Origin of the sequence: Rosistilla ulvae (assembly GCF_007741475.1) — a bacterium.
In the GTDB taxonomy this organism is placed as follows: Bacteria; Planctomycetota; Planctomycetia; order Pirellulales; family Pirellulaceae; genus Rosistilla; species Rosistilla ulvae.
The window spans coordinates 3,669,816-3,694,141 of record NZ_CP036261.1 but is presented as its reverse complement, the minus strand read 5'-3'; the positions used below and the strand labels follow the sequence as shown (position 1 = coordinate 3,694,141).

General features: G+C 57.6%; 18 protein-coding genes. 12 read left to right on the top strand and 6 right to left on the bottom strand.

Translation table 11 applies throughout. The features are described from left to right. Positions 1–39: 39 nt before the first annotated feature. Positions 40–921, bottom strand: coding sequence for a succinate--CoA ligase subunit alpha (gene sucD / locus EC9_RS13100; protein ID WP_145345846.1), 882 nt, complete (start codon positions 919–921; stop codon positions 40–42). Between the two features lie 82 nt (positions 922–1,003). Then, a complete protein-coding gene (sucC, locus tag EC9_RS13095; RefSeq protein WP_145345844.1) occupies positions 1,004–2,191 on the bottom strand; it encodes an ADP-forming succinate--CoA ligase subunit beta in 1,188 nt (395 codons plus the stop codon). A 281-nt stretch (positions 2,192–2,472) separates the two neighbouring features. On the opposite strand from sucC, the gene EC9_RS13090 reads away from it, so the two are divergent. The 4 genes from EC9_RS13090 (at position 2,473) to gnd (ending at position 6,106) form a co-directional block, all read left to right on the top strand. Continuing rightward, positions 2,473–3,033 carry a thioredoxin family protein gene (locus EC9_RS13090; RefSeq protein WP_145345842.1) on the top strand — a complete coding sequence of 187 codons (561 nt, stop codon included), beginning with the start codon at positions 2,473–2,475 and terminating at the stop codon, positions 3,031–3,033. A 5-nt stretch (positions 3,034–3,038) separates the two neighbouring features. Continuing rightward, positions 3,039–3,470, top strand: coding sequence for a SufE family protein (locus tag EC9_RS13085; protein ID WP_145345841.1), 432 nt, complete (start codon positions 3,039–3,041; stop codon positions 3,468–3,470). 29 nt (positions 3,471–3,499) lie between these two features. Continuing rightward, the gene (gene glpQ / locus EC9_RS13080; RefSeq protein WP_145345839.1) at positions 3,500–4,480 is read left to right on the top strand and encodes a glycerophosphodiester phosphodiesterase; all 981 of its coding nucleotides are present in this window, start codon (positions 3,500–3,502) and stop codon (positions 4,478–4,480) included. A 150-nt stretch (positions 4,481–4,630) separates the two neighbouring features. Further along, positions 4,631–6,106: a decarboxylating NADP(+)-dependent phosphogluconate dehydrogenase gene (gnd, locus tag EC9_RS13075; protein ID WP_145289780.1), complete on the top strand. Its 1,476-nt coding sequence runs from the start codon at positions 4,631–4,633 to the stop codon at positions 6,104–6,106. A gap of 117 nt (positions 6,107–6,223) precedes the next feature. Here the strand turns inward: gnd and EC9_RS13070 are convergent, their stop codons facing one another. Then, a complete protein-coding gene (locus tag EC9_RS13070) occupies positions 6,224–7,540 on the bottom strand; it encodes a Na+/H+ antiporter NhaA (RefSeq protein WP_145345837.1) in 1,317 nt (438 codons plus the stop codon). A 445-nt stretch (positions 7,541–7,985) separates the two neighbouring features. Between EC9_RS13070 and EC9_RS13065 the strand changes: the two genes are divergently transcribed. Then, positions 7,986–9,509, top strand: coding sequence for a hypothetical protein (locus tag EC9_RS13065; RefSeq protein ID WP_145345835.1), 1,524 nt, complete (start codon positions 7,986–7,988; stop codon positions 9,507–9,509). A 49-nt stretch (positions 9,510–9,558) separates the two neighbouring features. On the opposite strand, the gene EC9_RS13060 is transcribed toward EC9_RS13065, so the two are convergent. Continuing rightward, a complete protein-coding gene (locus EC9_RS13060) occupies positions 9,559–10,797 on the bottom strand; it encodes an acyltransferase family protein (RefSeq protein WP_145345833.1) in 1,239 nt (412 codons plus the stop codon). A 518-nt stretch (positions 10,798–11,315) separates the two neighbouring features. On the opposite strand from EC9_RS13060, the gene EC9_RS13055 reads away from it, so the two are divergent. Further along, the gene (locus EC9_RS13055) at positions 11,316–13,994 is read left to right on the top strand and encodes a PSD1 and planctomycete cytochrome C domain-containing protein (protein WP_145345831.1); all 2,679 of its coding nucleotides are present in this window, start codon (positions 11,316–11,318) and stop codon (positions 13,992–13,994) included. Between the two features lie 26 nt (positions 13,995–14,020). After that, complete coding sequence (locus EC9_RS13050; protein ID WP_145345829.1) at positions 14,021–15,373, top strand: DUF1501 domain-containing protein; 1,353 nt, start codon at positions 14,021–14,023, stop codon at positions 15,371–15,373. A gap of 47 nt (positions 15,374–15,420) precedes the next feature. On the opposite strand, the gene EC9_RS13045 is transcribed toward EC9_RS13050, so the two are convergent. Then, positions 15,421–16,143, bottom strand: a complete 723-nt coding sequence (locus tag EC9_RS13045) for a YebC/PmpR family DNA-binding transcriptional regulator (RefSeq protein WP_145345827.1) — start codon at positions 16,141–16,143, stop codon at positions 15,421–15,423. Between the two features lie 564 nt (positions 16,144–16,707). Here EC9_RS13045 and EC9_RS13040 point away from each other — a divergent pair. The 5 genes from EC9_RS13040 (at position 16,708) to EC9_RS13020 (ending at position 23,251) form a co-directional block, all read left to right on the top strand. Next, a complete protein-coding gene (locus tag EC9_RS13040; protein WP_145345825.1) occupies positions 16,708–17,421 on the top strand; it encodes a GntR family transcriptional regulator in 714 nt (237 codons plus the stop codon). Then, on the top strand, positions 17,414–17,638 hold the full coding sequence (locus EC9_RS13035) for a DUF1501 domain-containing protein (RefSeq protein ID WP_246106105.1): 225 nt from the start codon (positions 17,414–17,416) through the stop codon (positions 17,636–17,638). Before EC9_RS13040 ends, EC9_RS13035 begins: the two co-directional genes overlap by 8 nt. After that, a complete protein-coding gene (locus EC9_RS13030; RefSeq protein WP_145345821.1) occupies positions 17,635–20,907 on the top strand; it encodes a PSD1 and planctomycete cytochrome C domain-containing protein in 3,273 nt (1,090 codons plus the stop codon). Before EC9_RS13035 ends, EC9_RS13030 begins: the two co-directional genes overlap by 4 nt. Positions 20,908–20,929: 22 nt before the next feature. Continuing rightward, positions 20,930–22,336, top strand: a complete 1,407-nt coding sequence (locus EC9_RS13025) for a DUF1501 domain-containing protein (RefSeq protein WP_145345818.1) — start codon at positions 20,930–20,932, stop codon at positions 22,334–22,336. A gap of 78 nt (positions 22,337–22,414) precedes the next feature. Next, the gene (locus EC9_RS13020) at positions 22,415–23,251 is read left to right on the top strand and encodes an AAA family ATPase (protein ID WP_218934781.1); all 837 of its coding nucleotides are present in this window, start codon (positions 22,415–22,417) and stop codon (positions 23,249–23,251) included. Here the strand turns inward: EC9_RS13020 and EC9_RS13015 are convergent. Then, positions 23,248–24,285 (bottom strand): GGDEF domain-containing protein, encoded by a 1,038-nt coding sequence (locus tag EC9_RS13015; RefSeq protein ID WP_145345816.1) that lies wholly within the window; start codon positions 24,283–24,285, stop codon positions 23,248–23,250. The genes EC9_RS13020 and EC9_RS13015 overlap by 4 nt on opposite strands. Positions 24,286–24,326 lie beyond the last annotated feature (41 nt).

Below are 24,326 nucleotides of genomic sequence, written 5' to 3'. Positions count from 1 at the left end.
CGCGGCACGTTTGCCGCGTCGCTTGTTCGAACAAAGGCTTTATTTGCCGTGGCGTTTCATCGCTTCGACAACTGCCGCACCCATGTCGGCTGGCGAAGCAGCGACAACGATTCCGGCGTCTTCCAACGCGGCAACCTTCTCGGTCGCGGTTCCCTTGCCACCGGTGATGATCGCACCGGCGTGACCCATCCGTTTTCCGGGAGGTGCGGTGCGACCGGCGATGAAGGCGGCAACTGGTTTGGTGACGTTCTCTTTGACAAACGCCGCGGCTTCTTCTTCCGCCGAACCACCGATTTCGCCCATCATCAAGATCGCTTCGGTCTTCGGATCTTCTTGGAAGCGAGCCAGCAAATCGATGAACGATGTGCCGACGATCGGATCGCCACCCAGACCGACGCAGGTGCTTTGGCCGAGACCCAAGTTGGTCGTTTGCCAAACCGCTTCGTAGGTCAACGTGCCGCTGCGGCTCATGATGCCGATGTTGCCTGGTTGATGAATGTAGCCGGGCATGATCCCGATCTTGCACTCACCGGGAGTGATCAGGCCGGGGCAGTTGGGGCCGATCAGGACCGAACCACTCGCCTTGGCCGCCTTGAAGACGCGGACCATGTCGAGGACTGGAATGCCCTCGGTGATCGCCGCGATAACTTCGATTCCGGCGTCGATCGCTTCGAGGATCGCGTCGGCCGCAAACGGCGGCGGAACGAAGATCATCGTCGCGTTGGCACCTGTTTTTTCAACAGCTTCACCGACCGTGTCGAAAACGGGTACGCCGTCGACGTCTTGGCCCGCTTTGCCCGGCGTTACACCGCCGACCATCTGGGTGCCGTATTCTTTGCAACCTTTGGTGTGGAAGGTTCCCGCGCCGCCAGTGATGCCTTGGCAAATGACGCGCGTGTTTTTGTCAATCAAAATGGACATTGTTATTCCGAATTCCGTAAATCGTGTAGGTCAACGATTTGTTGTGAGTTGTAAACGATTCAAAACAAAACAGTCGTCAACTTTAGACGCCTGCCGCTTCGACAACCTTCTTTGCAGCATCGGTCAGGCCGACGGCATTGATGATTTCGACATCGCTTTCTTCGAGCATCCGTCGACCTTCTTCGACTTCGGTTCCTTCCAATCGAACGACCAAAGGAACGTTAAATCCGACCTCTTTGCTGGCCGCGATCACCGCATCGGCAATCGTCGTGCAACGCGCGATGCCGCCGAAGATGTTCACAAGAACCGCTTTGACGTGCGGATCGGCCAACAGAATTCGGAACGCTTCGGTAACTTGGTCTTTGTTCGCTCCGCCACCAACGTCCAAGAAGTTTGCGGGTTCGCCACCGTGATGCTTGATGATGTCCATCGTCGACATCGCCAGTCCAGCTCCGTTGACCAAGCAAGCGATGTTGCCGTCCAACTTGACAAAGCTCAGCCCGGACGCGGCAGCTCGCAATTCGCTTGGTTCCTCTTCGGCATCGTCGCGCAGCTCGGCGATGTCTTTGTGGCGGAACATCGCGTTGTCGTCGAAGGTGACCTTCGCATCCAAAGCGATCATCTCGTCGTCGCCGGTGATCACCAACGGGTTGACTTCCAGCAGGGCACAATCGAGATCGACGTACAACTGGCAGATCTTTTTCATGAACAGGTCGGCCGAACGGGCGGCTTTACCGCTGATGTCCATCGCCTTGCACAACTTGCGGACCTGGTAGCTCTCCAATCCAACGTGCGGATCAAAGTGTTCCTTCAAAATCTTTTCGGGCGTCTCTTCGGCGACCTTTTCGATCTCCATACCACCTTCGGTACTGACCATCAAAACGGGCAGCGAGGCGGCGCGGTCCAGGACGATGCCGAGGTACAATTCGCGAGCGATGTTGCAACCCGATTCGACGAAGACTTGATTGACGCGTTGGCCTTCGGGACCGGTTTGGATCGTGACCAGGTGGTTGCCCAACAGGTTCTCGGCAACGCGAGCCGCGTCGTCGGCCGATTTGACCAGTTCGACGCCGTGTTGTTCCGGCTTTTCAGTCACCGTACCCTTGCCGCGACCGCCGGCATGGATCTGAGCTTTGACAACCGCAATCGCGCCGCCCAGCTTGTTGTATGCGTCTTTGGCTTCGTCCGCATTGCGGGCGACCATGCCTTGCAGCACGGGGACGCCAGCGGCTCGAAACAGTTCTTTCGCTTGATATTCGTGGATTTTCATTAGATGGAGGCCTTACAGGAAACAGGACGACCGCACGCTGGGAGGGATTATAGAACCCGATGCTATCCCCTTAAAGGCGTCGTGACAGGGCGGGTTCTGATTTCTTGAGGTTCGAGGGGGACAATCCGCTCTGCGGTCGCGTTGACGATTATTCGTCCCGGCGACCGCAGCGAGTCATTTCGCATCACACAGGTTGTCAGTGTCGCGCAGACTCGCAACATTGGACTGAAATGGTCGCGCTGGCGACTGCCCAGCATGCCCTATGGAAACTAAAATCAAAGATGATCCCCGCAAGCTACTTCCACGAAGGTCTTACCTACGACGACTTTCTCGCCAAACACGGTTCGGACCTCGATCGACGGAAGTGGGCGGCGGTCTATGATGCTTGCGAGTTGTCCGACGCGCAAACCGCGTTGATCGCCGGGTTCGTTCGCGAGATGCGAGTCCTCTGTTTCGCAGGGGCTTGGTGCGGCGATTGCGTGCAACAGTGCCCGATCCTGCGGCGGATCGAACAGTCCAGCGATAAGATCACCGTTCGCTATATCGATCGCGATGCCAGCGAAGAACTGAAAGGAATCATGTCGATCTGCGGAGCAGCTCGCGTCCCGCAGATCGCGATCTTCAGCGAAGAGGACTTTTTTGTCGGTCATTACGGCGACCGCACGCTGGCGAGATACCGTCAGATGGCCGACCAATTGGCTGGTGCGGCGTGTGGATCGGGGATCGTTACCGCTGGCGATCCGGTTCAGGCGGCGGTGATCCAAGAATGGCTAAATGAATTTGAACGCGCTCAGCTGATGTTGCGAACGTCAGCCCGACTGCGCGAGAAGCATGGAGATTGAACCCGATGCAAACGATTACACCCGACGAACTGCGGGAAGAATTTCAAGAGATCAACGACTATGACGAGCGGCTCGAATACATCATCGAGTTCGCCGATGGGCTGCCGCAGATGTCGGCCGAACATCGGGTCGAAGCGAATCGAGTGCAAGGTTGCGTCAGCAACGTTTGGTTAGTCGCCAGTCAACGCGAGGGCGAATCGGCTGACGATTCCCCGATCCTCGACTTCGAAGCCGATAGCGACGCGGTGATCACCCGCGGTCTGATCGCGATCATCGTGGCGTTGTTGAGCGGCAAGCCGGCCAAGGAGATCCTGGCGATCGACATCGATGGCCTGTTCACCGAATTGGATCTGCAGGGACATCTGACTCGATCTCGCAGCAACGGCTTGCGATCGATGGTTCGCCGCGTTCGCGCACTGGCCGAAGCTGCGTTGTAGTTTTCCCTACTGGCAAGGGCGCTCTCACGATGAGTAACGAATCGTCGACCGAACACGCGAAGATTGTGATCGCCCACCGTGGCGCATCGGGGTATCTTCCCGAGCACACGCTGCCGGCCAAGGCGTTCGCCTACGCTGTCGGTAGCGACTTCTTGGAACAAGACGTGGTGCTCAGCAAAGACGACGTGCCGCTGGTTTTGCACGACGTCCACCTGGATACCGTCACCGACGTGCGGCAGCGGTTTCCCGACCGTGCTCGCGACGATGGCCGATATTATGCGATCGATCTGACGCTGGACGAATTGAAGTCGCTGTCGGTTTGTGAGCGATTTGATCCGGCGACCGGACAGGCTGTCTTTCCGACTCGGTTCCCGATGGGACTGTCGCAGTTTCGGATCGCAACGCTGGCCGAAGAGCTGGAGCTGATCCAGGGGCTCAACGACAGCACCGGTCGCGACGTAGGGATCTATACGGAGATCAAACGGCCGGCTTGGCATCGCCAGCAGGGCAAAGACATCTGCCGGATCACGTTGGCGGTGCTGAACCAATACGGCTACAGCAGTCGATCGGACAATGTCTACGTCCAATGTTTTGATGCGGCGGAAAATCGGCGACTCCGCGACGAACTCGGCTGTCAAATGCGGTTGGTGCAGTTGCTGGAAGACGAGGACTGGGGGCGAACCTCGGCGGAATACGATCTGGCCGCGGCGGAGTCCGATCTGCAAACGATCGCTCAATATGCCGATGCGATCGGGCCTTCGATGAATGTTGTTGTCGTTCCCCACGCGAATCGCCAAGGCTATCTGTGCACGCCGCTTGTGGAACTGGCACATCGATGTAGCTTGAAGGTCCATCCGTGGACATTGCGAGCCGACTCGCTGCCCGTATACGTCGACAGCTTCGATCGGTTGATCGAGCTCGCGTTGTTCGAAGCGGATGCCGACGGGGTGTTCAGCGATTTCCCAGACCTCACCGTCGCGACGCGGGATCGGTTATTCCAGGCATCGTAGGCCATGGCGGCCCTGGATCGCTGGCATATTGATGAAAATCGGGTCGTCGGCTATCATTCGCTCGCGTATAGCAAGCGTATTAATATGTTTGAGTGCCTGCTGGGGGGCCTCGGGCTGCTTCAATAAATAATCCATTGGGATGCACAAAAAATGAGTGGTGATTGCGATTTCGGGCTGATCGGCCTAGCTGTAATGGGTGAAAACCTGGCCCTGAATGTAGAGAGCCGCGGTTACAAGGTTGCCGTCTACAACCGCACGACCGACAAGGTCGATGCCCTGATCGAAGGCCGCGCCGCTGGCAAGAACTTCGTCGGTTGCCACTCGATCGAAGAATTTGTGAAGTCGTGTGCCCGTCCGCGCAAGTTGATGATGTTGGTCAAAGCGGGCCCCGCTGTCGACGCGATCATCGAACAATTGACGCCGTTCCTGGAACCAGGCGACATCATCATCGACGGTGGAAACACTCACTACGCCGATACCGAACGCCGCACAAAAGAAGTCGAGGCCAAGGGCTTCCACTTCATCGGCACCGGTGTTTCCGGTGGTGAAGAAGGCGCTCTGAAGGGGCCAAGCCTGATGCCAGGCGGATCGAAAGATGCTTGGCCGATGGTCAAGGAGATGTTCCAAGCGATCTCGGCGAAGGTTGGACCCAACAACGATATCCCTTGCTGCGATTGGGTTGGCCCACGCGGTGCCGGCCACTACGTGAAGATGGTTCACAACGGCATCGAATACGGCGACATGCAGTTGATCTGCGAAGCGTATCAATTGCTGAAAGACGTCGGCGGCCTGACCAACGACGAGCTTTACGACGTCTTCGACGAATGGAACAAGGGCGAACTGCAAAGCTACTTGATCGAGATCACTCGCGACATCTTCAGCGTCAAAGATGGCGACACCAACGACCACTTGGTCGATCGCATCTTGGACGTCGCTGGCGCCAAGGGCACCGGCAAATGGATGAGCCAATTGGCGTTGGATCTGGGCGTGCCAAGCACCCTGGTCACCTCGGCTGTATTCGCTCGCGGCATCTCGGCTCAAAAGGAAGCTCGCGTTCGCGCTAGCAGCATCCTTCCCGGACCGGCTGAAGGCGATAACCCGAAGCTGGCCGCAGCGGTTGCCGAATTGGCGGGCGACCGAGCGACCTTCATCGAGATGGTTCGCCAAGGTCTGTACGCGTCGAAGATCGTCAGCTACGCACAAGGCTTCGTCCAACTGCAAGCTGCATCGCAAGAGCACGACTGGGATCTCGATTACGGCCAATGCGCCCTGCTGTGGCGTGGCGGTTGCATCATCCGCGCCCAGTTCCTCGATCGCATCAAGGAAGCGTTCGATGATCAACCGAACCTGGAAAACCTGATGCTGTATCCTTATTTCAAGGATGCGATGGCAACCGCTCAGCCTCATTTCCGTGCCGTCGTTATGGCAGCAACCCAGTTGGGCGTTCCGGTTCCCGCGTTCAGCACCGCGTTGGCATACTACGACAGCTACCGTCGCGATCGCTTGCCAGCGAACCTGCTGCAAGCTCAACGCGATTACTTCGGTGCTCACACCTACAAGCGAACCGACAAAGACGGCGTCTACCACACCGAGTGGTTGGATCTTCGCAAGCAACCGACCAGCTAGTTCTGGCGTTACAAAAAAAGCGACGGCGCCAACACGCCGTCGCTTCAAAATTCATTGGGTGCCGCGACTCGGCGCCTGATTGTTGCCAAGCGACCGGTTTATCGACCGGTCGTTTTTTTATAGGGCGTGCTGCTTGTGAGCCTTCGGCGGCTTACGAGCTTGCGTTGCCGCGGCTGGCTTTCGCTTTCCAAAACATGCCGGGCGAATTCCTAACGCCATCGCCATAGCGAATGCACTTACCGGAGCCAGGAAGCTCATCAACGCTCCCATCTTGACCGAGTCTTGAATCGGTCCGGGCATCGGGAAGGCTGCTGTCGAAACAAACAACGCGACGGTGAAGCCGAGGCTGGCGATGCAGCCCAGCACGACGACGTGTCGCATGTTCATTCCTTCCGGCATCTCCAGCTTGAACGATCGAACGGCCAGCAGAGTCATCAGGCTGATACCAAGCGGCTTGCCGACAAATAGTCCCAGCAGGACCAGTCCTGTGCCGGCTCCGACGCTGCTGAAGACGACGCCCGCATTGACCAAGGCAAACATGCCCAGGATCAATTCGACCGGATGCTTCCACCAGTGCTCAAAAGCGTTCAATGTATCGGTTCGCGCGTCTTCGGCTTTGGCAAAGAATCCAAGGTCGGTCTTCGCATGCGGAAGGGTCGGGATGATCGGAACCAGGCCCAACGCGGCGTGGATGCCAGCCATGTAGAACGAGACCCAGCTGAGGACGCCGGGGATCGCCAAGTACCACCAGAAATTGCGAACTCCAGCTCGGTTCATCGCCATGCCCGAAGCGACTGCGGCAACGGTGAATCCAAGCCAGGCAAAATTTGTTTCTGCCGAAGGATAGAAGACAGCCAGGATCATCAGCCCAATCGCGTCGTCGGCGATCGCCAACAACAACAGGAACGAGATCGCCGCGTGGCCGCCACCGAAGATCATTCGGGCGACCAGTAGACTGAACGCGATGTCGGTTGCACAAGGAACCGCCCAGCCGGCACCAAGCGTGTCGTTGCGGCCCAGCAAAGTTGTACCGGCGAGATAGACTATCGCGGGTCCAGCGACGCCACCGAGGGTTGCCAGCAACGGCGTGGCGGCTTTGCGAAGGTTTGAAAGTGGTCCGCCCGGAAGCAACGCTTCCCAAACTTCTTTCGCTGCGATGGCAAAAAACAAAGCCATCAAAATGTCATTGACTAGGAAATGGATCGTGAATCCGTGGTGTCCGCCCGCTTCGGCTGCGTGAGCATGTCCGTGGCTCAGGCCCAGGAATTGAGCGATGTCCCAGTGTACAAATGCGTTGTAGGCGTCGGAGCCTTGGCTGTTAGCGACATTGGCCCAAATCAGAGCGATCGCCGCACCGAGGACGAGAAACAGCGAGTTTTCAAAGAAGAACCGAAGATCGATTCGTCTGGCGCTGTCGGATTGGTTCGTTTCCATCGGGTTGCCCTAACCGTGTGGAGAGATTAGTGAATGTTAGGCGACTGCCTGTGGGAAGCATAGGTCGCGAAACGACGAACACAAATTCAACCGCCTGTGTTGGAGGATAAGGTCTGTGATCTCAGCTTGACCAAAGTTGCGGTCTAGCAAGTGGCTCGGCTGGTCGGAGCGTTGAATTCGTCCTGTGAGCAAGGCCATTTAGTGTTTCACTATAAGTATCAGCAGATACTTGCTAGCGTCAGGTTCCCTTGGACAACGCCACGCTAGTTCGCCTAAACTCAAACGCTTGTTAGCCCTGGCCTGTTGAGCGATTCGATACCTCGTCGCACCAAGTCATCATATAATGGCTGCTAGAGCTGGTCACGTTTGGCGGCGGCGGATAACTCTTCGTTGCGGCGTGTTTGGCGTAGTGCAATCTCGTTTTTGAACCGAAGGAGATGGTCCAGTGCGTGTTCCACAACGACGTCAATTCTTGCAAACGGTTGGTGCCGCTGGTTCGGTGCTGGCGCTTCGTGAGCTCGATTTCCTGGGCCGTTTGCCTCGGGTTTCCGCAGGTGAAGCGGAGCTTCCCGGCACGGCGGTTCGATTCTCGTCCGATATCGAACCGTTGGTTCGGTTGTTGGAACAGACGCCGCGGGAGCAGGTGATCGAACGCTTTGCAGCGAAGATTCAATCGGGAACCAGTTACCAAGAAGTGCTTGCGGCACTGTTGTTGGCTGGGGTGCGGAACATCCAACCGCGACCAAGCGTTGGTTTTAAGTTTCACGCCGTTTTGGTTGTCAATTCCGCACACCTCGCCAGCGTCGCCGCACCCGATACCGACCGTTGGCTGCCGATCTTTTGGGCGTTGGACTATTTTAAGTCGGCTCAGGCACGCGATGTCCGCGAGGGGGATTGGACGATGGCGGCGGTCGATGAGGCGAAGCTGCCACCGTCGCATCGTGCGAACCAAGCGTTCCGCGAGGCGATGGACGCTTGGGATGTCGAAGCGGCCGATGTCGCGATCGCCGCGCTCTGCCGATCGGCTAGCGCTGCGGAAGTCTTCGACCTGTTGGCTCACTACGGTTGCCGCGACTATCGCAGCATTGGTCACAAGGCGATCTATGTCGCAAACGCCTACCGGACGCTGCAATGTATCGGATGGCGATACGCCGAACCGGTTCTCCGTTCACTCGCCTACGCCCTGCTGAATCACAACGGTGAACCGAATCCATCCGAGCATGACCTTGGCCCCGACGCCGCCTGGCGGGTGACGCAGCAAAAGCTCTCCACTCTCGACGAAAGCTGGAATCATGGAAGGATCGATTCCGCCGCAACGTTGTCTTTGTTAGACACGTTGCGCAGCGCGTCGCCCGATGAAGCTGTCGACGCCAGCGTGCAGATGCTTGCCGACGGGATCGCTCCGCAATCGATCGCCGATGCGATTTTCTTGTCCGCTGGTGAGATGATCGGCCAACAACCGGGAATCATCGCGCTGCATTCGGCGACTGCAACCAACGCGATGCAGTACGCCTATCGGACGGCGTTCCGCGATCAAACGCGTCGCGAGCTGCTGCTGCAAAATGCAGCCTTTATTCCCTACTTCCGCGAATCGATGCGGTCGCGAGGAAAGATCGCCGATCTGCGGATCGATGCCACACCAGCGGAGGCCGGTGGGAAGACCGAAGCCGATCTTGAGACGATCTTTCGCACGGTCTCGAGCGATCGCGAGCAAGCGGCGACGCAGATGCTCGGTTTTTTAAACGGAGGCGGTCCGCCCGAATCGGTGATCAATGCCGCGCGGCGGTTGGTCTTCTTAAAGGGAAACGATTCGCACGACTACAAATTTAGTTCTGCGGTGCTGGAAGATTTTTATGCGGTCTCCCCCGCCTTTCGCAACGCTTTCCTCGCCAACGCGGCGTTTCTGTTACCGGGTAGCGATGATCGCGACAACGGGCTCGTGACGAAGGTCCACGCCGCGTTGGGATGATCCGTTCGATGCACCAAATCAATTGGTAGCCGTCGCATTTCGTCGAGGCTCAGTTCGCCGGAGCGTTCGTCGGGACGAACGTGCCCGTGGTGGACTGGTTGTTTTTGACAACGGGCACGTCGCTGGATGCCCCGGTGGGAAACCAGCGTTTCAGTTGTAGACAATGGCGTTCCAACACGTTCCAACTGAGCACTGCCGCCGCATAGGTCAGGACGAACATCACGCCGATGTACATCACGTTTGCAAGCAGCGGCCTACCGACCAGCGTTTCAAACGCGGCAACCGAAACGACAGCGGAGGTGAGCGGGATCAACGGATTTTGGAAGACGTACATGGCGTAGCTGTATTTGCCAAGCGTCCGCAAGAATTTGAGGTTGAAGAAGCGAGCCAGTGGCGTGGATCGATTGGCTGTAAGCAACCAAATCAGGATCCCACCCCAAACGATCGGCCAGATCGTCAGCGGGATCGTGAAGAACCGCTTCTCCGTGATTCCACAAGCTAGCACGAACAGCCCGCCAATTATAGTCGTCACCGGCAGCCAGCGCCGGAGCGGTTCGAGTCCTTGTGGTTGGCGGGCGATCAACGCGATCGCCGCTCCGATCAACAACGCATCGCAGCGGAACAACGTCAGGACATCGGGGGCCACACCGTTGTCGCTCAGTAGCACAAACGCGATCCGCGATGTAGCACTGACGATCGCCAAACCGACCGCCGTGCGAAGGGCGACTTTGTTGGAGATCAGGTACAGGACAAACGGCCAGACGAGGTAAAAATGCTCTTCGACCGCCAGCGACCAGAAATGGTCCAGGTAGCCAAAACACCACTGATCGGCGAAGCTCATCTTCACGTTGACCAGATAGGTCCAAAGGTAGAATTGATTGTCGATCGCATCGTGAAACATCGTTCGCATCGCGGGAACGAAATGGGCGGCGACGACCAACGCGATCAACGTTGCGAAGTAGAGCGGGAAGATCCGCAGGCTGCGTCGTGCAATGAAGTTCCGGAAGTAGTGAGGCTGGTCCTTTGCGTCGATCAAGATCCCCGTGATCAGGAATCCCGATAGGACAAAAAACAGCTCGACGCCACGACTGCCGAAACTCGCCCCGAGGTGCATCAGATGCCCGAGCGACGAATCAGTCGGTATCTCTTTGGAGAATCGATACAGCGTCACGATCAAAATCGCGAAGCCCCGCAAACCATCCAGCTCCGCCACATGCTTGCCAACTCGCCAGACGCGGTCCAGCCTTACGGTGGGGCGGCTGTCGGTTTGTGTTGCGAGGGAAGCCATGTTGGATCGCTGGCGGGAACGGTGTTGCGAGGGAACGACGCCGAACGGTACCTAGCGAAAGAGAGCATGGCAACCAAATTTGGGGGAGTTGCGAAAGTCCCCCCGACGCGTCTTCGTTACAACACAAACGTTCGGTATATCCCGCTGCTCGCTGCCGGTTGTGCAGATCTTTGCACGTTTGGGGCGCGAAGGCGGATGGATTTCAATTGCGACTTGGTTTGCGATTCCCGCTGCGTTGCGGTTGCTGTTGAAAACAGAAGCCGACACGGTGAATGACGCGTGACTTGCAATTTCGCACTCCGTATAATCGGATCGACTATCGATGGGAACACTTCGGTTCTCAGTCGAGAGTGAACTTGTCGATCAATGTGGTTCGGCGTCGCGGCCGCAGCCTTAAAAGCACGCCTCGGAATGCCGCGCCGCAGCCCGTCAACAAGTTGTGAACTGCGAATTTCCTCGGTGTTCGATCCATGGAGTGTTTGCGAGTGGTATCTACTGGTGCTACGCGTTTCGCGTTGATGCTTGCAACACTTTCGTTGTCGTCGGCGGCTTCGTCAGACGACGCGGCCAGCTTCTTTCGTGGGCTGAATCTCAATGGCCCGGCCGTACTGATCGATGGGAATCGTTGGGAAGGGAAGGAGTCGGGCAATTACGAGTGCAAGGACAAGGCCTTTGAACAACAAGGCGTCGCATTTGTCCCCGCGACCGACCCGCAGCGGGCGCTGATGATCCGCAGCAGTCGTTGGAACGGGAATCGAGTGCTGCTGAAGAATCTGCCAAACGAGACGTTTACGGTCTTTCTATACGTTTGGGAGGACAACCGAAGCGAAACGTTTGAAGTTCGTGTCGATGGCAAAACGGTGGCCTCTCAGTTTTCCAGCGGTGCCGCCGGGCATTGGGAACGTCTTGGGCCGTGGTACGTCGACGTCACCAAGGGGAACATCGAACTGACAAGCCGCGGTGGCGCAGCGAACTTCTCAGGCGTCGAACTTTGGCGCGGCAAACACGACGGTTCGCACGAGGCTCCGATTTCGGAAGATCAGCTTGCGTTCTTCGAGACTCGGATCCGACCGCTGTTAGTAAAGCACTGTTACGAGTGCCATAGCAGCGAGAGCGACGAACTGCAGGGCGGTTTGTTAGTCGATTCGCGGCCGACGCTGCGACGCGGGGGAACCAATGGACCGGCGGTGGTTCCCGGCGACGTCGATCACAGTCTCCTGATCCAAGCGGTACGGTACGCCGATGGGATGGAGATGCCGCCGGAAGAAAAACTATCAGCCGCGGAAGTCGCCGATTTGGAACGCTGGGTTGCGATGGGCGCTCCCGACCCGCGAGCGACCGCGACGCGATTCGTTCGTAAAAAGATCGATGTCGAAAAGGCGAGACAGTTCTGGTCGCTTCGACCGTTGTCCGATCCGGCGGTTCCAACGCCGTCGTCCGATTGGCCGGTAACCGAAATCGATCGGTTCATTGCGGCGAAGCTCGACAACCGCGGCCTGGTTCCAACTGGCGATGCGGACAAACGGACGCTGATCCGCCGGGCCACGTTCGATCTGACCGGTTTGCCCCCTTCGCCGCAAGAGATCGAAGCCTTCGTGGCGGATGATTCGGCGGACGCTTTTGCTAAGGTAGTCGAACGCCTGCTGGAGTCGCCTCGTTATGGCGAACGATGGGGGCGGCATTGGATGGATCTTGTTCGATACGCCGACACCGCTGGCGACAACTCCGACTTCCCCATCCCCGAAGCCTACCTGTACCGCAACTACATCATCGATTCGTTCAACGCCGACAAACCGTATGATCGATTTATACAAGAGCAGATCGCCGGGGATCTGATGCCCGCCGATGGCGATGTGCAGAAGAACGAGCAGACGGTTGCCACCGGCTACCTAGCGAGTTCGCGCCGATTTGGATCGGTGATTAAGAACTACCCGCAGCATTTGACGATCGAGGATACGATCGACAACCTAGGCCGGACGGTGCTCGGGATGACGGTCGCCTGCGCTCGCTGCCACGACCACAAGTTCGATCCGATCTCGCAGGACGACTATTACGGTTTGTATGGCATCTTCGCAAGCACGCGGTATCCGTTTCCCGGAATCGAACTCGATCAAAAGCCTCGCGACTTTGTCGCTCTCGTCGACGGCGGCAAACCGGGAAAAGAGTTGGCTTATGCGATGGCCGATGGGAACCCGCGTGACGTTCCATTGCAACAGCGGGGCGAACCCGATCAACCTGGCGATCTGATCCCTCGCAAGTTCTTAGAGGTCCTCGGTGGGCAGATGCTTCCCGAACAGGCGACTCAGTCGAGTGGGCGGTTGCAGTTGGCGCAGTGGATGACTGCCGCCGACAATCCGCTGACCGCAAGAGTGATGGCGAACCGCATCTGGCAATATCATTTCGGCAGCGGACTTGTGAAGACGCCCAGCGACTTCGGGATCCGTGGCGTGGCTCCCAGCCATCCGCAGCTGCTCGATTGGTTGGCGTCGCGTTTGATCGAAGACGGTTGGTCGATCAAGTCGCTTCACCGCCGGATCATGCTCAGTCGCACCTATCAATTGAGTTCGCAAGCCGATGGCAACACGAAAGCTCTGGCTGTCGATCCGAACAACGATCTGCTTTGGCGTTTCAATCGCCAGCGGATGGATGCGGAGACGCTGCGCGATACGATGCTGTTGTTAAGCGGCGAATTGGATTTGCAGATGCCGCGCGATCCGCATCCGTTTCCAACGGCGGAGAAGTGGAAGTACACGCAACACCACCCGTTCCGCGACAGCTACGACTCGCAAAAGCGGAGCGTCTATCTGATGATGGCGCGGCTGAACGCGCGTCCTTTCTTCACGACGTTTGACGGCCCCGATCAGAACGCCAGCACCGCCTCGCGCGACAGCAGCGTGACGACGGTCCAGTCGTTGTATCTGATCAACGATCCGTTTGTCCATGAACGGGCGCAAGAGTTCGCCCTGCGGTTGATTGCGGAAAGGAAAAACGTGGCGGAACGGCTGACTTATGCCTTTGAGTTGGCTTTTGGACGTCCGCCATCGCAGTCCGAACGCGAGGGCGTGGCGGAGTGGTTGCGTTCGCTGAACGATCAATTGGATGATTCGATCGGTGATGCCGCGCAGCGTGAGCAGGCTGCTTGGACCGCGCTGGCCCGATCGCTGTTCCGCACGAACGAATTTTTGTATGTCGATTGAGCCATGGTAGTCAAAGGTTGGATGTGATGAATTTTATCGAACCGACGCGTCGGCAATGCCTTCGTTCGCTGATCGGCAGCTCGATCCTGTTCCCTGCCGTTCTGTCGGACCTGGCGGCGGCGGAGGCTCCCGCCGTGGGACCGCTGACACCCAAGTCACCTCATTTTCCCGCCAAAGCAAAGCGGGTGATCATGGTCTTCGCCACCGGGGGCGTGTCACACATCGACAGCTTCGATCCGAAGTCCGCGAAAAAGGGACGCGATGGCAGCGGCAAAGACAAGTTGATGGGATGTGTCTTCCCGACAAACGCCGACAAGAAAACGGGGACCGTGGTCAGCGATCTGTTCCCGCACCTGCGCGATTCGATGGAGGATATCTGTTTGATTCGATCGATGAAGTCGGCTCACTTCGACCATACCGAAGCGGCGGTCGGGATGCATACAGGTTCGCCGACGTTCGCCCGACCAAGCATGGGATCGTGGCTCAGTTACGGCTTAGGGACGGTCAACCAGAACCTGCCTTCCTTCATCGTGATCGCCCCCCATCTTCCTTACGGAGGCACGCAGGTTTACGCCAGCGACTTCTTGCCCGCTTACCATCAAGGAACGCGTGTCATCCCCGGGATCGAACCGATTGCGAACCTGGCGCCGCGAACGACCCGGGAAAAGATCCAACAGATGGAACTGTCGCTCGTCGATTCGCTGAACCAACAGCATTTGGAGAGCCGCCGCGACGATTCGCAACTTGCCGCGAGGATCAAGAGCTACGAAACAGCTTTTCAAATGCAAACCGCAGGGCCGGAGGCGTTTGATTTATGCAACGAAGACGAGCCAACGCTGTCGATGTATGGGCTGAAGCCAGGAGAAACCAAAAGCTTCGCGTGGCAATGCATCATCGCGCGGCGACTTGCCGAACGGGGCGTGCGATTCATCGAACTTGTCGACAGCGGATCGCGCCCGAACTGGGACTCGCACGGCAATATGAAAGAGCACGAACCGTTGGCGAAAGCCGCAGATCAACCGCTGGCCGCGCTGATCCAAGATCTCAAGCAGCGTGGGATGTTGGATGAGACGTTGATCGTTTGGGCTACAGAGTTCGGTCGCACACCGACCAAAGAAGGCAAGTTTGGCCGCGGACATCACGGCGATTGCTTTTCGATCTGGTTGGCCGGCGGAGGCGTAAAAGCTGGCTTTGTGCTCGGCGAAACCGATGAACTGGGCAAAGCAATCGTCCGCGATAAGATCGACGTCCACGACTTACACGCCACGATCCTGCATCAAATGGGGATCGATCACAAACGGCTGACCTACCGGCACGCCGGCCGGGATTTTCGACTGACCGATGTGCATGGCCGGGTCGTGAAAGAAATCTTGGCGTAACCGCGAAAGCGTTTGCGACGCAATCGCGGTAACAATCTCGCGATTGACTATTTCGGCAAGATCGCGTTGTGGTAGACGTCTTGCACATCGTCGCAATCGTTCAACATGTTCATGAACTTTTCGAACATCGGCAGGTCGTCGGGGCTGATGTCGGTGTTGGTTTGAGCGACGAAAGTGATCTCGTCGACATCGAACTCCAACTCCGGCTTCGCTTCGAGCATCGCCTGCTTGGCGTTGTTGAACTCGGTCGCGGGAGCAAACACCGTGATCTGTCCATCTTCGCATTCGACGTCGACGACATCGACGTCTGCACCCAGCAAGATCTCCAACACCTGGTCGGCGCTATCCCCTGGAAACCGCAGCACGGCCAAGTGGTCGAAAGAGTGGGCGACCGAACCGGGAGCACCCAGCTTGGAACTCGTCTTCGTAAAGCAATTGCGAACGTCGGTGATCGTGCGGTTGTTGTTATCGGTCAAGCAATCGACGATGACCGCGCAGCCACCGGGACCATAACCTTCGTAGCGTGCTAGTGAAAAGTCTTCGCCGCCGCCACCGGACGCTTTTTCGAGCGCCTTCTCGATCACATGCGCCGGCACTTGCTCACGTTTCGCTTTGTCGATCAGGCTGCGCAATGAGGGATTCGCCGCCGGATCGGGTCCGCTGTTTTTCGCAAGAACGTACAACTGCTTGCCATATTTGGAATACAGCTTGGACTTTTGTCCCGCTGTTTTGGCCATCGACACTTTGCGAACTTCAAAGCTTCTTCCCATGTGCTTGGATCTCTCTTCACCGATTGCTTGATTGAATAGCGATAACTTGACAGGCTGCGCGAACGGTCACGCTTTGTCACACGCTTGGATTCCCAGAGAGCTCGGTGGCGATCGAGCTCCGGCGTTGACAAGCGATCCGTCCGCGGAGACGCGGTATCTGTCAACGACCGACAACGCGAAACCTGCCACATCGGTTGGAGTGCCGCTGCGGGGATGTCCCGTCCAGCGGCCGCATCCAGTGCGGGCTGAGCTAATTTTCGAAGTTCGGTCGACGATAGAAACCGCGATCGATCTGAGATTCTAACGCAATCCACCGCCGCTGTAATGAGCGCTTCCCGCGCAGAAAGTACATGACGAGCCAGCGGCGCCCGAATCTTTGGCACCGAGCGTCCGATAACGCACAGCCGATCTGCGCGCCATCGCTATCGATCGGGCCTCCCCAAATACGGTTGGCTCCGATCCACTGGACGCACGCCGCACTCTTACGCAACGTCAGCACCCCCGGTTAGCGATATTCCCTCCAAGTTGTTTGACGGTCGACCGTCGACCGTATACAGTACGGCGATGGAAACTACATACCCCAAACGGACCATGTCTGCGGCATCGCTGCGGAAGGTTCAAAAGCAGTCGGTCAGCGATGATGTGGAAACTCAATTGCGAGGCGCGATCCTTTCGGGGGCGATCGCCGAGGGGGAGACGCTTGCCGAAGCCCAGTTGGCCGGTCAGTTGGGGGTCAGTCGCGCTTCGGTTCGGCAGGCGAAGTTCCAACTGGCGCAGGAAGGGCTGCTGGAGTTCGACAGTCGCGGAACGGCCCGCGTCCGCACGCTGACCGAGCAGGATGTTCGCGAGATCGTTGAATTCCGCGAGGTCCTGGATGTCGCGGCGGTTCAATTGGCGACCACGCGGATCACGCCTCAACAGATCGCGAAACTGGAATCGCTGATCGATCAAATTCAACGCGAGCCCGATCTGTTGCAGGTCACGATGCTCGATATCGCGTTTCACGATCAGATCCTTCACGCAGCGGCGAACTCGCGTTTGCTGGCGGCGTGGCAACTGCTTCGTCCCCAGTTGCAGCTGTGGTTAGCCGGAATGCATCGCTTGCATAACCTCGTGGTCGCCGACACCCAAGACGAAACCGCTCGTTCGCATCAACAGCTTTTGGAAGCGATCCAATCGGGCGATCGTGATCTCTGCGAACAGCTCGCCCGTAGTCATGCAAACGGTCTACGGTCGCGATTGCTGAACGATCATGGAAACGGAGGCTCCGATGAATAGTCCATCTCATGTTCGCATGGTTTGCCCGATCGCTCGGTTTCGACGCGCGGCAACGCATGCGTTTCGCGGTGGTTTTGGAATCGTCGCAAATTGCCTGCAGGGCATGATGTTGCATCGATTGGGATTCGACATTCAACGGTTGACCGCTCGATTCGCTGGTCGCGTCTTTCGCTTGACCGATCTGCACGGGGAAGTTGTCCGGGAGATCATCGCGTGATATCGCAAACGATCGGCAACCGCATCCCGCTTGCGTCGGCTGGGGCGTTGGAGTTCCAGACCGTCGGCGGCCGCTGGTTCTGCCGGCATCTCGGGAGGATCCTGCCGCTGAGCCTTGTGGCGAAGATCCTACTGTGTGTCGGCGGCATTGCGATTTCGCTGATGTGCAATTTCGAACCGGTTCGAGCGGATGATATCCGTCCGGTCGCCAACGACCTCTTTGAGAATACGATTCGCCCGTTGTTCGTTGCGCACTGCATCGAATGCCATGGTCCTCGGAAGACGGAATCGGGGTTGCGGTTCGACACGCGTGACACGCTGCTGCAAGGTGGTGACAGTGGACCGGCAATCTCGCTGGAGATGCCTCGCGAAAGCCTGATGCTACTCGCTTTGCGGCATCAAGACGGACTGGAAATGCCGCCCGATAAACCGTTGTCCGAAGCAGAGATCGCGGCTGTCGAGGCGTGGATTCGCGCGGGCGCCCCTTGGCCCGAAGGTGTCGTGTTGGGAGGGACCGGGCCGTCGCTGCGTGGAGGAGAGATCACCGATCAGGAGCGGGCGTTTTGGTCGTTTCAACCGATCCGCGATCCACAGCCTCCCACGGTCGTCGATCCGCCGGGGTTATCCGAAATCGATCGGTTTGTGATGCGGAAGTTGAAGGAGATGGACATACAACCAAGTCCGCCGGCATCGCGACGCGATTGGATCCGTCGCGCCACATTGGATCTGACCGGATTGCCACCGACGCCCGAACAAGTGCAATCGTTTTTGGACGATCGATCGGAGACGGTCGAAGCGGATCGAATTGAACAGTTGTTGGCGTCGTCCGCTTATGGCGAACGCTGGGGCCGCCATTGGTTGGACGTTGTGCGTTACGCCGACACCGCTGGCGAGACGGCCGACTACCCAACGCCACTCAGCTACAAGTATCGCAATTGGGTGATCGACGCGCTCAACGCAGACCTTCCCTATGATCAATTTGTGATGCAGCAGATCGCTGGCGATGTGATGGCCAACGCGATGCTCGTCGGCTCCGACGCCGATTCGCTTGACGCCGATCAACTGCGTCGGTACAGCGAGCTGTTAACCGCTACTGGGTTTATCGCGATTTCACGCCGCTTCGGCTTCGATGTTGAAAACTATCATCATTTGACGATTCAAGACACAATCGATGTCCTGGGGCAAGCGACGTTGGGACTGACGCTCGGTTGTGCCCGTTGCCACGATCACAAATTTGATCCCGTCAACATCGAAGACTACTACGCGTGGTATGGCATCTTCGCCAGCACAAAGTATTCGTTTCCTGGATCCGAAGAAAAGCGTCGCCCGTACGATCTTGTGCCCGATGTGCCCCCGGCGGTGTTGGCTCAGCGACAACGAGAGATCGATCTTCAAATGGCATCGATCGAATCGCAACAGCAACCGGTCGCCGAACAACTGACGCAACTCAACGCTCAGATTCAGCAAGCTTCCGGCACGTCGCAGTTTTTCGGTTTTGAAGAGTTTGAACTGGGCAAGCCACCGTCGCAGCCCTATCTGGCACTGGGAACCGCGACGATCACCGCCGCATCGCAAAGTCCCTTCGCCAACGTTTTCCGTTACGGCGATCGCGGGATCGCGTTTCCCAGCGACACGCAAAACAATGCCTTTGGTATGACGTTGGCCGACGCTTTGAATGCCGAATCCTCGCCCCGGATCGAATACAGCGTCGATTTCCGCAACACCTCAATTGCCAACCAAGGACAAGGAGCGTATCGCTTCTACGTCGGTCACGGCCCGGGCACGTCCGCTGCGATGGAATTAGCAGCCAACGCGACGACGTTTTTTGTCAAGGACGGCGCTCAGTACCAACCGGTCGCGGATCTGAAGATGGGGCAATGGTACAACGTGCACGTTGTCATGGATCTGCGCAGCCAACGTTTCGAAGGGACACTGACGTCGGGATCGGAGACGACAACGTTTTCCGTTCAATCATTTACCAGCAATTGGGATGGAATCGTCGACTACACGTTTGTCGATCGCTACGGCCCCGGCAGCGGTGAAACTCCCGCACATGAGATCGATAATCTGATCGTCTCGTCGACGCCACTTGTGTCCAACAGTCCGCTGGCGGAAGAGAAAGCCTTGCCAGCGGATGCGGCAATCGATCTGCCACGCATGTTCCAACAGCGACGGGAACTGAAAGCGATCGCCGATGCGTTGAACGAACAACGCGATCGACTGGCCGTCGGTCCGGTCGCTGCGGAAGAGCAAATCTATGGAGCGTTTGAGGCACCGACGGCGGTTAACTGCCGCGTTCAATTGCGCGGCGAACCGACACGGTTGGGTGACAAGGTGCCGCGTCGGAATTTGGAGATCCTAGGGGGCGAAGCGGTTCCTTCGGATGCGGGGAGCGGGCGTCTGCAGCTGGCGCGGTGGATCGTCAGCGACGAAAATCCGTTGTTCGCGCGGGTGATGGTCAATCGTATCTGGCAACAGCATTTCGGACGTGGTCTGGTCGGAACCGAAAACGATTTTGGAACGCGTGGCGAACTGCCATCGCATCCGGAACTGCTCGATTGGTTGGCGAGTCGCTTTCGCGAGTCGGGGTATTCGATCAAAGCGATGCACCGATTGATCATGACGAGTGCTGCCTATCGTCGATCCAGCGGGTTTGATTCCGATGCCGCGAAGGTCGATCCAGAATCGCGGCTGTTATGGCGATTCAACCGCCGACAATTGACCGCCGAGGAGATTCGCGATGCGATGTTGCAGGCCAGCGGAAGTTTGGATCCAAGCCGAGGGATGGCGCATCCGTTTCCCGCGGTCGAAAGCTGGGGCTTCTCGCAACACAATCCGTTCTACGCTGTCTACGAATCGAATCGGCGAAGCGTCTATCTGATGCAACAGCGGCTGAAACGCCATCCGTTTCTTGGGCTGTTCGATGGCGCCGACACCAACGTTAGTACGGCGCGACGCGGGATGACGACGGTCCCGACTCAGGCGTTGTATTTGATGAACAGCAAATTTGTTCACGAGCAATCCGCGGCGTTTGCAGATCGTGTTCTCGGCGAGTTCGACAATGATGCGGCGCGGATCGACCGCGCGCATTGGATTGCACTCTGCCGCCCCGCGACAGCGTCCGAACAGGACGAAGCGGTTCGCTTTTTGAACGCCTATCGCGTGGCGGTCTCCACTTCATCGATGCCATCGGACGCGGCCGATCACACCGCGTGGCAGGCCTATTTGCGGACTCTGATTTCGCGGAATGAATTTCTTTATGTGGACTAACGGATCGATTGGAGAATCCCCCATGAAGCCAATGTTTGGACGGCGTGAACTGTTGCGCAGAAGTGCCGGCGGGCTGGGCTCGATCGCTCTGGCGGCGATGCTCGCCGAAGAAGGGGCCGCGGCCACTCACGCCGCCGCCAATGATCCGTTGGCGGCCAAGGTGCCTCACTTCCCAGCCAAAGCGAAACGCGTGATCCTGTTGTACATGACGGGAGGCGTTTCGCATGTCGATTCCTTCGACCCGAAACCGGAATTGTATGCGGGGCATGGAAAGAAGATCACCGTCGACAATTGGCAGGGCAAGATCGGCGAATTTCCGCGATTCTTGAAACGGCCGGACTGGCAGTTTCGTCCCGGTGGTGAGAGCGGGACGGAGGTCAGCGATCTGTTTCCAATGACTCGCGAGATCGTGGATGAATTGTGCGTGATTCGGTCGATGTCGACCGATCACACCAACCACTACGAAAGCACGTTGGGAATGCACTGCGGTTCGTGGACCTTCGCGCGACCCAGCTTGGGCGCGTGGATCAGTTACGGTTTGGGGACGGTCAACCGCAACCTGCCGTCATTTGTTGTCGTCGCCCCGCAAGCGCCGTATGCCGGGGCTCAGACCTGGGGGAGCGATTTTTTGCCGGGAAGCCACCAGGGAACGCAGTTCATTCCTGGGGATACGCCCGTTCCGAACATTCAACCGCGAGTCGGATCGGAAAGCCTGCAGCAGATGGAGTTGGCGTTGCTGGCACAGGCGAACCGCCGACATGCGGAAGCGCGTCCCGACGAGGCGGTGCTTGATGCTCGCATCCGTTCGTTTGAAACCGCATTCGGGATGCAGCAAGAAGCTCCCGAAGCGTTGGATCTGTCGAGCGAATCGGCAGCGACGCTGCAAGCTTATGGATTACAGCCGGGGGAAAAAAGCGGGTTCGGTTGGCAATGTTTGGTCGCGCGTCGTTTGGCTGAACGGGGCGTGCGATTTATCGAATTGATCGATGTCGGGTCGTCCAACAATTGGGACGCGCATGGCGATATGCAAACGCATCTGCCGCTGGCGAAAAATGTCGACGGACCGATCGCCGCGTTGATCACGGATCTGAAGCAGCGGGGGATGTTGGACGACACGTTGGTGGTTTGGACGACCGAGTTTGGACGTACGCCGTACCACGAAACGGCCGACCACGCCGGCCGCGAGCACCATCACCAAGTCTTCTCTTCGTGGCTCGCCGGCGGTGGCGTTAAGGGGGGCATCGTTCACGGGGCGAGCGATGATTTGGGGATCGCTGTCGACAGCGACCGGGTCCACGTCCACGATTTCCACGCCACGATCCTGCACTTGTTGGGGCTCGACCACGAACAGTTGACGTTTCGTCACGCCGGCCGCGACTACCGCTTGACCGATGTGCATGGGAACGTGGTGCGCGAGATTTTGAGTTAAAACGAGTCGGACGGTGGAAGGGGCTGCCGCAGGAAGGAGCGTTGTGGTTCGGTCTGTCTCGAACCCGCAGTTCGAAGTTTGTTTTGCGGCTTGGCCGGTTGGTACGAGCATTCGGATACCGCAACGGTGCTGGCCAGCCGCGACGGCTTCGGCGACAATGGCCGCATGAACAAGATCAAACGCGGCGTGACGCCCGGACCCTTTATCGAATCGGTCATTCTCGACCGGTCGCGGATCTACGATCCAGAGCATTATGCGTTTAAGCTGCCTGCGATGCGCGGGTTTTCGTCGCTGGACCTGCATCCGCAAGTGACCTTCCTGGTCGGTGAAAACGGTTCGGGCAAATCGACGATGCTCGAAGCGATGGCGATCGCCAACGGGTTGAACGCCGAAGGTGGCAGCCGCAATATGTTGTTCGCGACGCGCGAGAGTCATTCGGAATTGCATAAAGCTCTTCGTTTGCGACGGTATCACGCGCTGATCCCCGACGCCTGGTTCTTGCGAGCCGAGAGTCTGTTTAACGTGGCGACGGAGATCGAAAACCTGGGTGTCGGCGGCAATTACGGAGCGCGGTCGCTGCATGAACAATCACATGGAGAAGCGTTCATGAGTTTGATCGAGAGCCGATTTGGGCAGGGTTTGTATTTCTTGGATGAGCCCGAGGCGGCGCTTTCGCCTCAGCGACAGCTAGAGTTTTTGGTGCTGCTGCACCAATTGGTGGGGCTCGATTCCCAGTTTGTGATCGCCACTCACTCGCCGATTATCATGAGCTATCCGCAGGCGAAGATCTACGCGTTTGGAGAGCGGGGAATCGAACCGATCGCGTATGAAGAGACCGAACACTATCGGGTGACGAAGTCGTTTTTAGACGCGCCGCAACGGATGCTGCGACATCTCTTGGATAGCGACGACTAGACCGGCATACACTCTTCTTCGATGGCAACTTGATCGCGTCCGCTCCCTTTGGCGCGATACAGCATCGCATCGGCCCGCGTGTACCAAGTTTGGGAGTCGTCCTTGGCGGTTAATTTGGCAAGGCCCATCGAGATTCGGAGCGATCCCATCGGGGTACGCGAGGGCATGATGTTTAGCTTTTGAGTAGCGAAATGTCCGCGTAGCTTGTCGGCAAATTGGACCGCTTCCCATGCGGAATTCGATTGCAGAATGACGGCAAATTCATCTCCCCCTAGTCGCGATAACGAAACGTTGGGGTGCCGGCGCGATATCTCTGTGGCGATGAAACGAATCACTTGATCCCCGGCATCGTGGCCATAAGAATCGTTGATCGTTTTAAAGTGGTCGACGTCCATCAAAATCAGGTAGACGCATCCGCTGCAGTATTCAAGGCTTTGGATCGTCTGTCGGACCTGTGCATCGAAGTACCGCCGATTTCCGATACCGGTCAGATGGTCGGTCATCATCCCGCGTTTGGATTGTGCCAACTCCGTTTGCAGTTTTGCGATTTGGTTCTTTGCCGCAACGAGTTTTTCCGACGCGTCGTTCAATTGTTGTTTCATCAACGTCGCTCCCGCGTTGATCACGGCGATACAATCGGCGGAGTTCTTGTCGGAGGGAGCTGTGTTTAACAGTTTGCTGGCTGTATTGATCGTCCCTTCGAACTCTGTTCCGGCGGCCTGTTGTTGGGAGAGCAAGCTTTGGAAGCGATTCAGTTCCGCGACGAGCGCTTCGCCCACGTCGGCGTTGGTTTCATCGGCGGGATCGCAAGTTTGAGAGTGAATCGATTCGAGTAGGCCAACGCTGATCGATCTTGCTTCGGTGACTGCTGGGGCGAGTTGTTCGACCAGTTCTTGGTCCATTCCTTCGACATATCGATACCAAACACGGTAGACGTTGGGGGTCGGCGGTGTCTTGAATTGTCCGATCAACCGGAGCGCATCTTTGGCGATCGCAAAGGCGTCATGTTCTTGATTTGGGCGATTTTCGGTCATGTGACGTGGTCGCAATGCGTGGACTTAGATTCTGATGCCGC

Bases quoted from the DNA above. Each gene is read 5' to 3' on its own strand.
- sucD (WP_145345846.1), bottom strand. From the start codon at position 921: ATGTCCATTTTGATTGACAAAAACACGCGCGTCATTTGCCAAGGCATC.
- sucC (WP_145345844.1), bottom strand. From the start codon at position 2,191: ATGAAAATCCACGAATATCAAGCGAAAGAACTGTTTCGAGCCGCTGGC.
- EC9_RS13090 (WP_145345842.1), top strand. From the start codon at position 2,473: ATGATCCCCGCAAGCTACTTCCACGAAGGTCTTACCTACGACGACTTT.
- EC9_RS13085 (WP_145345841.1), top strand. From the start codon at position 3,039: ATGCAAACGATTACACCCGACGAACTGCGGGAAGAATTTCAAGAGATC.
- glpQ (WP_145345839.1), top strand. From the start codon at position 3,500: ATGAGTAACGAATCGTCGACCGAACACGCGAAGATTGTGATCGCCCAC.
- gnd (WP_145289780.1), top strand. From the start codon at position 4,631: ATGAGTGGTGATTGCGATTTCGGGCTGATCGGCCTAGCTGTAATGGGT.
- EC9_RS13070 (WP_145345837.1), bottom strand. From the start codon at position 7,540: ATGGAAACGAACCAATCCGACAGCGCCAGACGAATCGATCTTCGGTTC.
- EC9_RS13060 (WP_145345833.1), bottom strand. From the start codon at position 10,797: ATGGCTTCCCTCGCAACACAAACCGACAGCCGCCCCACCGTAAGGCTG.
- EC9_RS13055 (WP_145345831.1), top strand. From the start codon at position 11,316: ATGCTTGCAACACTTTCGTTGTCGTCGGCGGCTTCGTCAGACGACGCG.
- EC9_RS13050 (WP_145345829.1), top strand. From the start codon at position 14,021: ATGAATTTTATCGAACCGACGCGTCGGCAATGCCTTCGTTCGCTGATC.
- EC9_RS13045 (WP_145345827.1), bottom strand. From the start codon at position 16,143: ATGGGAAGAAGCTTTGAAGTTCGCAAAGTGTCGATGGCCAAAACAGCG.
- EC9_RS13040 (WP_145345825.1), top strand. From the start codon at position 16,708: ATGGAAACTACATACCCCAAACGGACCATGTCTGCGGCATCGCTGCGG.
- EC9_RS13035 (WP_246106105.1), top strand. From the start codon at position 17,414: ATGAATAGTCCATCTCATGTTCGCATGGTTTGCCCGATCGCTCGGTTT.
- EC9_RS13025 (WP_145345818.1), top strand. From the start codon at position 20,930: ATGAAGCCAATGTTTGGACGGCGTGAACTGTTGCGCAGAAGTGCCGGC.
- EC9_RS13015 (WP_145345816.1), bottom strand. From the start codon at position 24,285: ATGACCGAAAATCGCCCAAATCAAGAACATGACGCCTTTGCGATCGCC.